Genomic DNA, 13,712 nt, shown 5'->3' with positions numbered 1-13,712 from the left:
CTCCTTGTCACCCTTGTTTGGGCTTCGGTTCGGCGTTGTCATTCTGGGGTGCAGGTGCGGGCGCGGACTCAGCCGGGGCCGCGGGGGCCGCGGGGGCCGCCTGGGGGTCCGCGGGCGCATCCACGGCGGGGGGAAGGTTGCTGGCGGGCGACGCACCCGGCTCGCGCAGCAACATCTGTACAGCGGTCTGGTTACGCAGCAACAGCACATGATCTTCAGCGATACGCTCCACGACCCATTCGTCTTCCAGGTGCATGCCCACTTCCAGCTCCTCGCGCGCCTCGCCCTGGCGCTGGCTGAACAGCGCCACCTGACGCTCGTTGCGCAGTACGATGCCTGCCAGCCGCCAGGTCTCGCGCAGTTGCGTTTCGTCCAGGCTCTGCCCGCTGTCATCGCTGAAGCGCGCTGGCCGTCGGGTATTGCTGAACAGCGGCCGTTCGAACATTTCGCTGAAATCCTCCAGTGCGCGGGGTTCCAGAGGCGCGGGGTCGGGCCCCAGCGTCTCCTCGGCCTGCAGCGCCAGCGCAGGCAGCAGCAGAAACAAAAGCAGGAGCAGAAGCAGAAGCAGCCAGCGGCTGCGCAGCGGTCTCATGGCGCAGACCTGCGCGGCATAAAGGCGAGTACCTCGAAGGTCACATCCAGAGCCGGCAACACCTGGCGCTCGGCGGCGCGGTAGATGCGCTGCATGTCCAGACGCGGGTTGCTCAGCACCAGCAGATTGTCCACCAGCAGCAACGGCCGGCTGTAGGCCAGACCATAGAGGATGCGCACCAGCTGTTCGGTCTCGCCGCGCATATGCACCTTGAGGGCGACGGCCGGCAACGGCGCGGAGGCGTCGTCGCGGTTGAGGATCTGCGTGCTGATCACCTGGCCGCCGCTCTCTGCAATCAACTGGCCGATGCGCTGCTGCAGTTCGGCGGCGGCCAGCGCCGGGCGACTCTCGGGCAGATACAGTGGTTCGGCCGGGTCGTGCTCGCGCAGCTGCTGCAGGCGCGCCTGCTGCTCGGGCAAGTTGGCCGCCACCCGCTGGTAGACGCTGAGCTGGTTCTCCAGGCTGGCGATGCTGTCGCTGTGGCTGCGCCAGCGCTCGGCCAGCGGCAACAGCACCAATCCCAGCAACAGGCCGATCACCGCAACCAGGATCAGTAACGCCAGCAGCTGGCGCAGACGCGGGCTGTTCATGGCTGTTCCCCGGCCGGACGATGCTCGGCCTGCAGGCTGAAGCGGTCGCGCTGGGTACGCGGGTTGTTGGTGATGGGCGAGACGAAGCTGACATTGTGCAGGTACTGCGAGCGCTCGAGCAGGCCGATCAGGCTGGAGGCCTCGGCCGATTCGCCCTCCAGACGCACCCGCTGCTGATTCATCTCGAAGCGGGTCAGCCAGGTATGGTCGGGCAGCAACTGAGTCAGTTCGCTGAGCAACAGCAGAGTCTGGGTGGCGCGCAGTTGCTGCTGGGCGAGAAATGCCCGGCCGCTTTCCAGCTGTTGCAGTTCGCTCTGCACCGCCGCCGCTCGTTCGGCCTGGGACTTGGGTTCCAGCAGTTGCTGCTGCAGGCGCTCGGCGCTGTACTGACGCTGCTGCAGCGGCAGCAGGAGCAGCGCCGCCAGGCCGAGCAGCAGCAGCGCCCACTGCAATGTCCGGCTGCTGCGCCAGCTGGCCCGAGGGCCGCGCCGGGAGGCCGGCAGCAGGTCGATCCAGCCGCCGCTGGCCGGCTCGCTGTCGTCCGCCGCGCTCAGGCTGACCCGTCCGGGATGCACGTCGAGACTGGCCAGTTGCGCCAGCAGCGGATCGAGGTAGGTCTTGGGTACCAGTTGCAGCTCCACCTGCAGGCGCTGCCGGTCGGCCTCGCGCTTGAGAATGCGATAACCGAAATAGACCTGCTCACTGCTGAACGGGGTGTGTCGGTCCAGCTCGAAGCGCAGCACATTGCCCAGGCTGGTCTCGGTGGCCGCGGGCAGGCTGACGACCTTGCGCAGACCGCGCTCGGCGGGTAGCCGCAGTACCACCTGATCGGCCTTGGCGGCGCGGGCCTTGAGCGGGGTGGCGAGCATCGCGGGCAGTTCGCCCGTGGCCTCGAAGGGTGCGCTGGCCAGCACTTCGGCGCTGGCATAGTTGCCAAAACGCAACTGACACTGGTTGCCGTCCAGTTCGATCAGCAGGGTCGCACCGCGCTGGCGCAGGCGCTGCATCCAGGACTCGGGCAGCAGGCCGAGCAACTCCGCGGTCCACCAGGTCCAGAAATGTCTGGCATTGCTCCTGAGCACGTCAGCGATTGTGCTCAGGCGACTGAGCGGGAAGGAGAAAGCCATGCCAATGCCCTGTTGATCGCGGTCGCAATCATCGATCTGGTTAGCCCGCCCTCACTGCGGCGGAATGCTATCCAGCACCCGAAACCCGGCGGTGACACCCTGCCCTTGGCGAACCAGCCATATCCGTTGACGCGACAGCAATCTGGCACCGGCCATTACTTCGATATCCACAGCATAGTTGAATCCTGCAGAGGTCAATGTAAGCAAATTGGGATCGACGCCGACCAGCATCGGCGGCGAAATTCCGTCGGCATAATTACGTCGGCGCACCTCGATATATTGCTCGATACTCTCGACCCCGAGCCCGAGCCCCGGCAACGCTTGCAGCACCAGAGGCGGAGCCATCAGCGGATTGACCTCGGCCTTGTTGCTGAGCAGGGTCAGGGCCGGGGCCACCCGGGCGTACAGAGCCGGACTCATGCCCAGCACCCGACGCAGATCGCCCAGGCGCTCGAACGGCCGGTTGGCCGGCGGCTTGAGCCCGGCGGCCAGGTACTCGTCGACCTCAGCCCCCTGGGGCCGGCGCTCGTCGTCTTCGTCGCGCCAGTCGAGGATCGCCTCGCTCAGCGCCAGGGCCTCTTCGTCGCTCAATTCGACGGCGAGGAACAACCCGCGCAGCAGCTCGCCGCCGGCCTCGTTGAGGTCGATCTTGCCCTGCTCGTCGAACAGCGCGACCGTGATCTGCAGGCCGTCCAGTTCGAGGCTGCGCGTGCTGCCATCGGCCAGCCAGCCGGCGGTATTGGCCTGCATCAGGCTCCATTGCGCCCAGTTGACCCCGGCATCGGCGGCATGTGCCGCCGCGGCGGCGGCCTTGAGGTTGGCGGTCAGCTGCAACTCGATGCGACTGCTGGTAGACAGGTTGAGGCCGATCAGGGTCAGCAGGGCCAGCAGCCAGAGCACGCCGACCAGGGCGACCCCTGCCTGCTCAGTGGGCCGGCAGGATGGCATGACGGTTCTCCCGCGGGGCCACGGTCAGCGCCAGGCCCGGCGCAGCAGCCGCGGCGTCGCTGTGCAGGCTCAGCAACGGCGGCATCTCGGCCTGTTCCAGCCATTCGTCCAGCCAGCGCGCCTCACCGTCGCGCGGGCGCTCCAAGTAGGCAAAACGCAGCGGTTGCTCCAGCCCCTCGAGCAGCAGCTCGGACTTGCCATCCAGGCTCAGGCTTTCCTCGAGGAGCGGCCAGTCCAGCAGCGCGTTCTCCTGAAACGGCAGATAGCGCAGCAGCAGCTGCCACTGCGTTACGCCCGGCCCCAGCTCGCTGGGCTGCTGGACCAGTTGCAGCCAGTAGCGCTCGCCGAGCTCGCCCTGGCCCGGCAACAGCGCACAGAAGATCAGGCCATCGGCGCGCCCCTGGAAGGCCAGCTGCAATTGCCCGTCGACCCCGCGCAGGCGTTGCAGCTGTGGGCTTTCCAGCAGGCGGCGGAGCAGGCGCTGGCTCAGGTAGCGCTGCTCGCCCTGCTGCAGCTGACGGTCGACCGCCTCCCAGCTGCGGATACCCAGCTGCAGGCCGCCATAGGCCAGCAGGCTGAGCAGCAGACTGAGGCCGATGGCCAGCAGCAGCTCCAGCAGGGTGAAGCCGGCGCTCCGCCACGCCCGGCTCATCGCGGCTCCTCCACCAGGCGCAGGGTGCTGAGGGTGACCCGTTCGGCCGGGTTGCGCCCCCAGCTGACGCTGACCCGCACCAGGCGCGGTGTCACCCGGTAGTCGATGCCGCCCTCCTGGTTGTCGAAGGTAAAGCGGTCGATCTCGCTGCTCCAGCGATATGGCGGCTGCAGCGTCCCCTCCTCGCGGCCCTGGCTGTCGGCGCGCAAGTCGACCAGAGTCTGCGCCAGGCGCGATTCGGCCAGGAGCAGGGCGCTCTGATAATGCTCGGCGCTGCGCAACGCGGCGAAACTGGCGGAGAAGATGCGCAGCAGGATGCCCAGGCTGACGGTCAGAATCAGGAACGCCACCAGCACCTCCAGGAGGGTGAAGCCCCGGCAGCCGCGCGGCCGGCTAGTCATGCAACTGCACCCGGGCGGTCAGCCAGTCGACCTGGATCTCGAACTGGCGGCCGTCGGCGGCGCTCAGGCGGATCACCCCGCCCGAGGAGTAGCCCTGGGGATAGAAACTGATCGCCTCGAGCGGCTCGTCCGCCGGGTCCGTCTCGTCCCGACTGCCCGGCTCCAGTTCCACGCTCAGGGTCGCGGGCAGGCGATGCAGCAGGTCGTCGTGACTGAACCTGATGCCGTGCTCCTGCTCGTCGAAACTGACCTGCACCGCCTGCTGGGAGAGAATCGCCCGGCTGCGCGCATAACGCACCTGGGCCAGCAGCTCGCGGCTTTCGCTGCGCAGCTCGGCCGCCGGGATCATGCGTTGCAGGGCCGGCGTGACCAGACCGATGGCCAGGCTGGCGATCACCAGCACCACCAGCAGTTCCAGCAGGGTAAAGCCGGCCAGCCGCTGGCTGCCGCAACCCCGCCCCTGGCCGGGAACACTATTCCCAGCTGCGCACGTCGCGGTTTTCACCCTCGCCCCCTTCGCGGTTGTCGGCCCCCAGGCTCCACAGGTCGAAGTCGCCAAACTGCCCCGGGGAGCGGTACTGGTAGGGATTATTCCAGGGGTCCGTGCGGATCACGTTCTTCTTCAGGTAGGGGCCGTTCCAGTTCTCGGCATTGCGCGGCTTGCTGATCAGCGCCTCGAGGCCCTGTTCGGTGCTCGGGTAGCCGCCCAGTTCCAGGCGATAGAGGTCCAGCGCCGCCCCCAGCTCCTGGATCTGCAACTGCGCGGCACGGGTCTTGGAGCCGCCCAGCTGCTTGAACAGCTGAGGCCCGACCAGGCTCGCCATCAGCCCGAGAATGACCAGGACCACGAGGATCTCCAGCAGGGTGAAGCCCGCCAAGCGGGGGTGGGGGACGCGTCGTAAGGGATGGTTCATGGGGTTCTCCGGTCAGATCGGGATTTCCGTGATGCTCATGATCGCCACCAGCACCGAGAGGATGATGCCGGCGATCATCAGGCCGAGACCGACGATCAACAGCGGCTCGAGGATGGCCAGCAGGCGCTGCATGGCCATTTCCACTTCGTGGTCGTAGGTGTCGGCCACCTTGAGCAGCATCTCGTCGAGGTGGCCGGTCTCCTCGCCGACCTGGATCATCTGCATGGCCAGGGCCGGAAACAGCCCGGTGGCGAGCAGCGGCGCGGCCAGCTGGCGGCCCTGTTTGAGGTTTTCCGTGGCGACCCCGACCTGCTCCGCCATCAGCAGGTTGCCGAGGGTCTGGCGGGCGATGCCGAGCGCCTGCAGCAGCGGTACGCCGCCCTTGAGCAGGGTGCCCAGGCTGCGGGTGAAACGCGCCGTCTCGATGCGCTGACGCAACCCGCCGAGCAGCGGTAGGCGCAGCATCATGGCGTCCCAGGCCTGGCGATAGTGCGCCTCCTGGAGCAGCCGGCGCAGCAGCCAGAGCCCGGCGCAGATGCCCAGCAGAAGCAACGCGCCATAGCTGCGCAGGCTCTCGGCAATGCCGATCACCAGCGAGGTCGACAGCGGCAGGCTGGCCCCCATGTCGTCGAACAGCTGGCGGAACTGCGGGATTACATAGGTGAGGATGATCAGCAGCGAGGCCACCGACACCAGCAGCAGAATCAGCGGATAGATCATCGCCGACACCAGCTTGTCGCGCAGGGTCTTGCTGCGCTCCAGGTAATAGGCCAGGTTGCCCAGGCCGGCGGCCAGGTCGCCGGCGATCTCGGCGGCCTGGACCATGCTGATATAGAAGGTGGAAAACAGCCCCGGCCGCTCGGCGAGTACCCGCGACAGGCTCACGCCGCGGCGTACCCCCTCCTGGATCGGGCCGATCAGCTGCTGCTGGCGGCTGTCATCGCTGACCCGCAGCATGATTTCCAGGCCGCGATCCAGCGGTACCCCGGCCTGCAGCAGCGAGGCCAGCTGCTGGGTGAACTGCAACACCTGACGCGGGCTCTGCGAGCGTTGCAGCAACTGGTTGACGTCGAGCTGCAGCAGGCCCTGCCAGCTGCGCCGGGTGGTGATCTCCAGGGGGATCAGGCCGCGCCCATGCAACTGCTCGAGCACCGCCCGCTCGTCTGCCGCCTCCAGCTGACCATCCAGGGTCTCGCCGTTGTCCTTGACCGCGCGAAAGTGAAAGAGCGCCATCCTCAGCCCTCCTGCGTGACGCGCAGCACTTCTTCGATATTGGTGGTGCCGTCCAGCGCCTTCAGGCAGCCGTCCTCGTACATGCTCAACATGCCTTCCTCGCGAGCCGCCTGGCGCAGGGTGCCGGCGTCGGCATGCTGGAGAATCAGGCGACGGATGGCGTCGCTGAGGGTCAGCACCTCGATGATGGCGATGCGCCCGTGGTAGCCGCTGCCGTTGCAGGCGCTGCAGCCCTTGGCGCGGTAGAGGGTCACCGGGGCGTCGCCGGCCAGGCGGTCGAGGCGCAGCTCGCGGAGCATTTCCGGCAATGGCTGGTAGGGCTCGCGGCATTCCGTGCAGAGCATGCGCACCAGGCGCTGGGCCAGCACGGCGTTGAGGGTCGAGGTCAGCAGGTAGTCCTCCACGCCCATCTCCAGCAGGCGGGTGATGCTGCTCGGCGCGTCGTTGGTGTGCAGGGTGGAGAGCACCAGGTGGCCGGTCAGCGCCGACTGGATGCAGATGCGCGCGGTCTCCAGGTCGCGCATCTCGCCGACCATGATCACGTCCGGGTCCTGACGCACGATGGAACGCAGGGCATTGGCGAAGGTCAGGCCGATGGCCGGCTTGACCTGGATCTGATTGACCCCCTCGAGCTGGTACTCCACCGGGTCTTCCACGGTGATCAGCTTGCTCTCGCTGGTGTTCAGGGTGTTCAGCGCGGTGTACAGGGTGGTGGTCTTGCCGCTGCCGGTGGGGCCGGTAACCAGCAGCACGCCGTGGGGAATCTTCAGCACGCTCTGCAGACGCTGCAGCGGCTGGGCGCTGAAGCCCAGGGCGGCGAAGTCGAGCACCACGCTCTCGCGGTTGAGCAGGCGCAGCACCACGCTCTCGCCGTGCATGGTCGGCACCGTGGAGACGCGGATGTCGAGGTCGTTGCCCTGCACGCGCATCTCGATCCGGCCGTCCTGCGGCAGACGCCGTTCGGCGATGTTCAGCCGCGCCATCAGCTTGATCCGCGAGATCACCGCCGGCGACAGCTGCACCGGCGGAGCCTCGGTTTCCTGCAGCACGCCGTCGACCCGGTAACGCACCTTGAGCCGACTCTCGAACGGCTCGACATGGATGTCCGAGGCGCGCAGCTCCACCGCCCGCTGAATGATCAGGTTGACCAGGCGGATCACCGGGGCCTCGCTGGCGCGGTCGCGCAGCTGCTCGACGTCCTCCACCTCATCCTCTGCGCTGGCTTCGACCCGCGAGAGGATGTCGCCCATCTGGCTCTGGCCCTGGCCATGCATGCGCTCGATGGCGGCGTCGATTTCCGAGCCGAGGGCCACTTGCGGGACGATCCGATAACCGGCCGCCAGGCTCAGCGCTTCGCGCACGAAGCGGTCCTCGGGGTCGGCCATGGCCACCCGCAGCGCGCCGTCGCTGATATCCAGCGGCAGGGCCCGGCATTCCTTGAGGAAGCGGTAGGACAGGCGATCGGCCAGCAGCGGGGTTTCCGGGAAGTCGGTCGCAGCCACCCGCGGCAAGCCCAGCAACTGCGACCACTGCTGAGCGATGTCCTGCTCGGAAACCAGGCCGAGGCGATTGAGCAGGGTCGCCAGGGACAGCCCTTCGGCCTGCCCGGCCTGCATGCGCAGCACCCGGTTATAGTCGGCGGTGGACAAACGGCCGGCCTTGACCAGCGCCAGCCCGAGGTCGGCGGGCGCATCAACGGACTTGTCAGGCTCCGCGGCAAGCATGGGATTCCAGCCTCAGGCGCGGCCTAAAGCGCACAGTTCCATTGCGCCCGATCCACGCCTTGCACGATCCAGATTAATTTTTCAGCACGATTGACTATAGTCGCTGCCCCGCCCGGTTGCCGAAAGCCGCAACCGATCACTCGCTGCGCAGCGCATCCACCGGATGCAGATGCGCGGCGCGGCGCGCCGGAGCGATGCCGGCGAGCAGGCCGATCAGCGCCGAGAGCAGCAGGGCCAGCAGCAGAAACCCCGGGGCCAGGCTAAGCGGCAGGCCGGGCAGGCTGAAATACAGCAACGCCATCAGCAGCCCCATCAGCAGCAGGCCGAGCAACCCGCCGGCCAGGGACAGCAGCGCCGCCTCGGCGAGAAACAGTCCCAGCACCTGCCGCGGCGTGGCCCCGATGGCGCGCAGCAGACCGATCTCGGCGGTACGCTCGCCAACCGTGGTGGTCATGATGGTGAGAATGCCCACCGCCCCCACCAGCAGGCTGATGCCGCCCAGGGCGGCGATGGCGATGGTCAGGGTGCCGAGGATGCGATCCAGGCTGGCGAGCATGTCGTCCTGGGTGGTCAGGCTGAAGTCTTCGACGCCATGGCGCTCGATCAACACCTGGCGAATCCGCTCGCTCAGCTGCTGCGAACCGATGCCGGCGGTGAACATCACATTGATCTCCATCAGGCCGTCGCGGTTGAACAGGCTCTGCGCCCAGTCCACCGGGATATAGGCGATATCGTCCAGGTCGAAGCCGAGCAGCTGACCCTTCTCCTCGATCACCCCGATCACCCGGAAACGCATGCCGCCGACCCGCACCGGCTCGCCGAGCGGATTGGCCGCGCCGAACAGCTCCTCGCGCAGCTTGTGGCCGAGCACCACATAGGGCGGCGAGCGGCCGTCACGGGCAGCCGGCAGAAACTGGCCGAGGGCGACGCGAAAACTCCAGGCCTCGGCCAGTTGATGGCCGCCTCCGATGATGTCGCTGTTACGGCTCATCACCCCGTACTGGATATCGCCGCTGCCCTGGATGATCGGCACCACCGCCTCGACATGGGGCAGACGCCCGAGCGCGTCGGCATCGCTCAGGCTCAATGGGCGCACGCTGCTGAGAATGCCGCCGAGGCCTCCGGTCTGAGTCTTGCCCGGATGGATGGCGATGATCCGCGTGCCGAACTGGGAGAAGTTATCCAGCACATACAGGCGCAGGCCTTCGCCCATGGCCGTGAGCAAGGCCACCGCGGCGATACCGATGGCCACCCCGAGCAGGGTCAGCAGGCTGCGCAACGGCCGGCTGACCAGGGTCGTGGCGGTCAGCCGCAGGCCATCCTGCCAGCGCATCATGTGCGTGCTCCGGACGGGCGCAGGGCCGCCAGCGGTTCCATGCGCGCTGCCTGGTTGGCCGGCAGCCAGGCGAACAGCAGCGCCGCCAGGCTGGCCAGCAGCAGCGAGCCGATCCGCGCCCAAACCGGCGTCTGCAAAGGAATCTCCCACAGCTGCCGGCCGAGCCACAGCAGCGCCTCGCTCAGGCCCAGGCCGATCAGGCCGCCGGCCAGGGCCAGCAGCGCCGCCTCGCCAACGAACAGCAGGCGCACCTGCGCCGGCCGCGCGCCCAGCGCCTTGAGCAGACCGATCTCGGCGGTACGCTGGTTCACCGCGATCCAAGTCACGTTCATGATCAGGATGCCGGCCACCAGCAGGCTGATCGCGGCAATCCCGGCCAGGGCCAGGCCGAGGGCCCCGAGGATGCCGTCGAAAGCCTCCAGCATGCTGTCCTGGCTGATCAGGGTGACGTCGTCCTTGCCTTCGTGGCGGGCCTTGATGGTGTCGATAATCTGTCGCTTGCCGCTGACCATAAAGTGCGGCCCGCGCAGTTCGGCGAACACCCGGAACAGCCCCTCGCGGTTGAACAGCACCTGGGCGCTGGCCACCGGGATGATCAGCATCTCGCCGAAATCCATGCCTAAGGATTCGCCGCGCTCACCGAGAATCCCCACCACCCGGAAGCGCCGATCGCCGGCACGCAGCCACTGGCCCAGGGCCGGCCCGCTGCCGAACAGCTCGCGGCGCAGGGTCGCGCCAATCACGCAGACCGCTTCGGCCTGGTCCAGGGGCAACACCGGCAGGATCTGCCCCTGACCGACGCCGAGCTGACGAATGGCGAAAAATTCGTGGCTGGTACCCAGGGTGAAGGCCTCGCGCGAACGGTTGCCGACGCTGACCTCGACCTGCCCGGCCTGCAGCGGCGCGACCCTGCGTACGCTGGGCAGGCGGCCGATGGCTTCGGCATCGCCCAGGGTCAGGTCGCGGGTGGCCAGGCCGGTCAGAGGCGGCATACCGCCGGTGGTTTCCTTGCGCCCCGGCAGGACGATCAGGGTGTTGCGCCCAAGCATGGAAAATTCGCCGATGACGAACTGCCGCGCACCTTCGGCCAACCCCGTGAGCAGGTTGACCGCGACCACGCCGATGGCCATGGCCAGCAGCAGCATCAGGCTGCGCGAGCGGTGCCCACTGAGGGCCCCGAGCATCAGGCCGAGGGCGTCAGCCGCGCGCATCGCCCGGCCCCTGTTGCACATCTTCGATGATGCGCCCGTCGCACATGCGCAGGCAGCGCCGGGCCCGGGCACCGAGGGCCGCGTCGTGGGTGACGATCAGCAGGGTCAGGCCCTCGCCGTTGAGCTCTTCGAGCAGCCGGATCACCTCGGCACCGGAATGGCTGTCGAGGTTGCCGGTGGGCTCGTCGGCCAGCAGCAGCGCCGGCTGCATGACCATGGCACGGGCGATGGCGACGCGCTGACGCTGGCCGCCGGACAGCTCCGCCGGGCGATGCCGAACCCGGTCACCGAGGTTCAGCCGCTCCACCAGGCGCGCGCTGCGGCGCTGGCGCTCGGCCGGCTCGATACCGGCCAGGAGCATCGGCAGTTCGATATTCTCCAAGGCGGTCAGGCGCGGGATCAGGTGGTAGGACTGGAACACGAAACCGATATGGCGGCTGCGCAGTTCGGCCCGGCGGATCTCGTCCAGGCTCGCGGTGGCTTCATCGTTCAGCCAGTACTCACCGCTGTCCGGCGCATCGAGCAGGCCGAGGATATTCAGCAGGGTCGACTTGCCCGAACCGGACGGCCCCATCACCGCCAGGTATTCGCCGCGGCTGACCCGCAGATCGACCTGGTCCAGGCCCTTGACCTGCTGATCGCCGAGGACAAAACAGCGGCTGACCGCACTCAGGCGGATCATGGCCCGGCCTCGTCCTCGGGTACCACCGCGACGCCATCGGCCAGACCCTCCTGCTCCAGGCTGGCAAGAATTCGCTCGCCTGCGCTGAGGCCTTCAAGCACCTCGGTCCAGCGCCAGTTGGCCAGGCCCAGGCGCAGCTGGACTTCGCGCAGCACCCCCGCCGCCGGGTCGTAGCGCAGCACCCGGCTGCCCTCCAGCAGGCTTTCGGTGGCGATACGCAGGGCCTCGGGGCGCTGCTGCAGAAGGATTTCCACATCGGCGCTATAGCCGGTCAGCAGGGCCAGCTCGGCCGGCACCGGGTCGAAACGCACCTCGACATCGACGGTACGCGCCTGGCGCTCGAGGTCGCGGACGAAGGGCGCGATACGGCTGACCTGACCGGCGAAATGCTCGCCGCGAAAGGCGTCCAGGCTGATCCGCACCGGCATGCCGGGCTTGACCCGGGCGGCGTCCACCTCGTCGATCGGGGCTTCGACATACAGGCAGCTGTCGTCGATCAGGTCCACCGCCGGCGGCGTGGGAATGCCCGGCGGCGAGGGGGTGACGAACTCGCCGACCTCGCCGTTGATCTCGGCGATGATCCCGGCGAATGGTGCGCGCAGGGTGGCCTGATCCAGCAACGCGCGCTGCAAGGCCAGGCTGGCCTCGGCTTCGCGGATCGCCACCGCGGCCCCGCTACAGGCCAGGGCCGACAGGCGCGCGCGGGTGGCACTCTGGTCGACCCGGTCCTCGGCCACCAGCTGGCGCGCCTGCAACTGCGCCAGGCGCTGGTGATCCCGGCGCTCCAGATCGGCCTGCAGGCAGCGCTGCTCGCGCTGGTTGCGCAGGCCCAGCAGACGCTCCTCGACCTCGCGCAGGCGCGCCTGCAGTTCGTCCTGGCGCAGGCGCATCAGCACCTCGCCGGCCGCCACCCGCTGGCCCTCCTCGACCAGACGCTGCTCGACCCGGCCGCCCTGATTAAAGGACAGCAGGGTGCGCCGGCAGGCCTTGAGCGTACCGGCACGGGTATTGGCCACCAGACTCTCCACCGGCCCGCGCGTCACCTCGACCAGGCGCACCGGCAACGGCTGCGGCCGATTCCACCACCACAGCCCTGCCGCCAACCCCAGCAGCAGCGGTACGGCTATCCATGATCTGCCCATCAATCCCTCCACAAGTCGCTATCAGCCTAGGCCAGCGGGAACCGGGCAACAATGCGCCAAGTCAGTGAACTGCTGTGTCTGGCCTTTGCCGGCACAGCGGTTCACACTTTCCATTAAGAAGAGCAATTGAGGAGCGCAGTCATGAACGGAACCGAACGCCCGCTGGTCGAGCGGGTGGAGATAGACCAACTGCCATGCTGGCGCGTGCGCACAGCCGCGGCCGAACTGCTGGTGGCGCAACAGGGCGCACAGATCCTCAGTTACCAGCGCCATGGCGAACGGCCGCTGATCTGGCTCAGCGAGCAGGCCGAATTCAAGCAGGGCCAGAGCGTGCGCGGCGGCGTGCCATTGTGCTGGCCCTGGTTCGGCGATCTGCGGCGCAACCCCCAGGCGGTGCAGGCGCTGTATCAGGGCGGCCCGCTGGCCCCGGCCCACGGCCTAGTGCGCGGCCTCGACTGGCAACTGCTGGGCATCGACAGCCAGGATGACAGTGTCAGCCTGGAGTTCGTCTTCAACAGCCTTGAACAACCGCTGCCGAGCTGGCCCCATGCCGCCGAACTCAAGCTGAGTATCCGCCTGGACGAGCGCCTGCACCTGAGCCTGAGCAACCGCAACCTGGGCGACACGCCCCTGGCCATCAGCCAGGCGCTGCACAGCTACTTCGCGGTTGGCGATATTCGCCAGGCCGAGGTCGAGGGCCTGCACGGCTGCCGCTATGTCGAAACCCTGAAAGACTGGCAGCAAAGCCAGCAGAGCGGCGCACTGGGCTTTGCCGGCGAGACCGACCGCATCTACCTGGACACCCCGGCGCAACTGAGCATTCGCGACCCGGCCTGGCAACGGCGGATTCAGCTGCACAGCAGCGGCTCAGGCTCGGCGGTGCTGTGGACCCCCTGGGTCGACAAGGCTCGCCGCCTGTCGCAGTTCGACGACGCGGCCTGGCCCGGCATGCTCTGCGTCGAACACGGCAATCTGCTCAACGACATGCTGGTGCTCGCCCCCGGTGCCCAGCACCAACTCGACCTGAGCCTGTGGGCGGAACCGTTGCCAGGCTGACAGGCCCCCCTGGCCTCGGTAGCCCGGATGCAATCCGGGGGCGGTCGTATGGCCGCCAGCGCTCCGCGGATTGCACTGGCGCTTGGCCATACACGCCGATGCAC

15 protein-coding genes are annotated in these 13,712 nt (G+C 68.0%); 1 reads left to right on the top strand and 14 read right to left on the bottom strand.

Annotated features, from left to right (window positions below):
• Window positions 1-7 precede the first annotated feature (7 nt).
• The 14 genes from WMW70_RS00315 to WMW70_RS00250 all read right to left on the bottom strand — a co-directional run bounded on the left by WMW70_RS00315 (window position 8) and on the right by WMW70_RS00250 (window position 12,552).
• Complete coding sequence (locus WMW70_RS00315; RefSeq protein WP_341435542.1) at window positions 8-592, bottom strand: hypothetical protein; 585 nt, start codon at window positions 590-592, stop codon at window positions 8-10.
• On the bottom strand, window positions 589-1,182 hold the full coding sequence (gene gspM, locus WMW70_RS00310) for a type II secretion system protein GspM (RefSeq protein WP_341435541.1): 594 nt from the start codon (window positions 1,180-1,182) through the stop codon (window positions 589-591). The genes WMW70_RS00315 and gspM overlap by 4 nt, the downstream gene beginning before the upstream one ends.
• Window positions 1,179-2,309 carry a PilN domain-containing protein gene (locus WMW70_RS00305; protein ID WP_341435540.1) on the bottom strand — a complete coding sequence of 377 codons (1,131 nt, stop codon included), beginning with the start codon at window positions 2,307-2,309 and terminating at the stop codon, window positions 1,179-1,181. Before WMW70_RS00305 ends, gspM begins: the two co-directional genes overlap by 4 nt.
• Window positions 2,310-2,360: 51 nt before the next feature.
• Window positions 2,361-3,257, bottom strand: coding sequence for a general secretion pathway protein GspK (locus WMW70_RS00300; protein ID WP_341435539.1), 897 nt, complete (start codon window positions 3,255-3,257; stop codon window positions 2,361-2,363).
• Window positions 3,235-3,909 (bottom strand): prepilin-type N-terminal cleavage/methylation domain-containing protein, encoded by a 675-nt coding sequence (locus WMW70_RS00295; RefSeq protein WP_341435538.1) that lies wholly within the window; start codon window positions 3,907-3,909, stop codon window positions 3,235-3,237. The genes WMW70_RS00300 and WMW70_RS00295 overlap by 23 nt, the downstream gene beginning before the upstream one ends.
• The gene (locus WMW70_RS00290; protein WP_341435537.1) at window positions 3,906-4,310 is read right to left on the bottom strand and encodes a type IV pilus modification PilV family protein; all 405 of its coding nucleotides are present in this window, start codon (window positions 4,308-4,310) and stop codon (window positions 3,906-3,908) included. The genes WMW70_RS00295 and WMW70_RS00290 overlap by 4 nt, the downstream gene beginning before the upstream one ends.
• Entirely contained in the window at window positions 4,303-4,815 is a 513-nt protein-coding gene (locus WMW70_RS00285; RefSeq protein ID WP_341435536.1) for a GspH/FimT family pseudopilin, read from the bottom strand. The genes WMW70_RS00290 and WMW70_RS00285 overlap by 8 nt, the downstream gene beginning before the upstream one ends.
• A complete protein-coding gene (gene gspG / locus WMW70_RS00280; protein WP_341435535.1) occupies window positions 4,784-5,224 on the bottom strand; it encodes a type II secretion system major pseudopilin GspG in 441 nt (146 codons plus the stop codon). Before gspG ends, WMW70_RS00285 begins: the two co-directional genes overlap by 32 nt.
• A 12-nt stretch (window positions 5,225-5,236) precedes the next feature.
• Window positions 5,237-6,457, bottom strand: coding sequence for a type II secretion system F family protein (locus WMW70_RS00275; protein WP_341435534.1), 1,221 nt, complete (start codon window positions 6,455-6,457; stop codon window positions 5,237-5,239).
• Between the two features lie 2 nt (window positions 6,458-6,459).
• Window positions 6,460-8,181, bottom strand: coding sequence for a type II secretion system ATPase GspE (gene gspE, locus WMW70_RS00270; RefSeq protein WP_341435533.1), 1,722 nt, complete (start codon window positions 8,179-8,181; stop codon window positions 6,460-6,462).
• Window positions 8,182-8,317: 136 nt separating this feature from the next.
• A complete protein-coding gene (locus tag WMW70_RS00265) occupies window positions 8,318-9,514 on the bottom strand; it encodes an ABC transporter permease (RefSeq protein WP_341436526.1) in 1,197 nt (398 codons plus the stop codon).
• Window positions 9,514-10,728 carry an ABC transporter permease gene (locus WMW70_RS00260; protein WP_341435532.1) on the bottom strand — a complete coding sequence of 405 codons (1,215 nt, stop codon included), beginning with the start codon at window positions 10,726-10,728 and terminating at the stop codon, window positions 9,514-9,516. Before WMW70_RS00260 ends, WMW70_RS00265 begins: the two co-directional genes overlap by 1 nt.
• Window positions 10,715-11,410, bottom strand: a complete 696-nt coding sequence (locus WMW70_RS00255) for an ABC transporter ATP-binding protein (RefSeq protein ID WP_341435531.1) — start codon at window positions 11,408-11,410, stop codon at window positions 10,715-10,717. Before WMW70_RS00255 ends, WMW70_RS00260 begins: the two co-directional genes overlap by 14 nt.
• Entirely contained in the window at window positions 11,407-12,552 is a 1,146-nt protein-coding gene (locus WMW70_RS00250) for an efflux RND transporter periplasmic adaptor subunit (RefSeq protein WP_341435530.1), read from the bottom strand. Before WMW70_RS00250 ends, WMW70_RS00255 begins: the two co-directional genes overlap by 4 nt.
• 141 nt (window positions 12,553-12,693) lie before the next feature.
• Here WMW70_RS00250 and WMW70_RS00245 point away from each other — a divergent pair, with 141 nt between their 5' ends.
• Window positions 12,694-13,608, top strand: coding sequence for a D-hexose-6-phosphate mutarotase (locus tag WMW70_RS00245; RefSeq protein WP_341435529.1), 915 nt, complete (start codon window positions 12,694-12,696; stop codon window positions 13,606-13,608).
• Window positions 13,609-13,712 lie beyond the last annotated feature (104 nt).

The sequence above is a fragment of the Pseudomonas sp. XK-1 genome, assembly GCF_038069885.1.
Lineage (GTDB): Bacteria > Pseudomonadota > Gammaproteobacteria > Pseudomonadales > Pseudomonadaceae > Aquipseudomonas.
This window is presented reverse-complemented; position numbering and strand designations above follow the sequence as displayed.

Bases quoted from the DNA above. Each gene is read 5' to 3' on its own strand.
- WMW70_RS00315 (WP_341435542.1), bottom strand. From the start codon at position 592: ATGAGACCGCTGCGCAGCCGCTGGCTGCTTCTGCTTCTGCTCCTGCTT.
- gspM (WP_341435541.1), bottom strand. From the start codon at position 1,182: ATGAACAGCCCGCGTCTGCGCCAGCTGCTGGCGTTACTGATCCTGGTT.
- WMW70_RS00305 (WP_341435540.1), bottom strand. From the start codon at position 2,309: ATGGCTTTCTCCTTCCCGCTCAGTCGCCTGAGCACAATCGCTGACGTG.
- WMW70_RS00300 (WP_341435539.1), bottom strand. From the start codon at position 3,257: ATGCCATCCTGCCGGCCCACTGAGCAGGCAGGGGTCGCCCTGGTCGGC.
- WMW70_RS00295 (WP_341435538.1), bottom strand. From the start codon at position 3,909: ATGAGCCGGGCGTGGCGGAGCGCCGGCTTCACCCTGCTGGAGCTGCTG.
- WMW70_RS00290 (WP_341435537.1), bottom strand. From the start codon at position 4,310: ATGACTAGCCGGCCGCGCGGCTGCCGGGGCTTCACCCTCCTGGAGGTG.
- gspG (WP_341435535.1), bottom strand. From the start codon at position 5,224: ATGAACCATCCCTTACGACGCGTCCCCCACCCCCGCTTGGCGGGCTTC.
- WMW70_RS00275 (WP_341435534.1), bottom strand. From the start codon at position 6,457: ATGGCGCTCTTTCACTTTCGCGCGGTCAAGGACAACGGCGAGACCCTG.
- gspE (WP_341435533.1), bottom strand. From the start codon at position 8,181: ATGCTTGCCGCGGAGCCTGACAAGTCCGTTGATGCGCCCGCCGACCTC.
- WMW70_RS00265 (WP_341436526.1), bottom strand. From the start codon at position 9,514: ATGCGCTGGCAGGATGGCCTGCGGCTGACCGCCACGACCCTGGTCAGC.
- WMW70_RS00260 (WP_341435532.1), bottom strand. From the start codon at position 10,728: ATGCGCGCGGCTGACGCCCTCGGCCTGATGCTCGGGGCCCTCAGTGGG.
- WMW70_RS00255 (WP_341435531.1), bottom strand. From the start codon at position 11,410: ATGATCCGCCTGAGTGCGGTCAGCCGCTGTTTTGTCCTCGGCGATCAG.
- WMW70_RS00250 (WP_341435530.1), bottom strand. From the start codon at position 12,552: ATGGGCAGATCATGGATAGCCGTACCGCTGCTGCTGGGGTTGGCGGCA.
- WMW70_RS00245 (WP_341435529.1), top strand. From the start codon at position 12,694: ATGAACGGAACCGAACGCCCGCTGGTCGAGCGGGTGGAGATAGACCAA.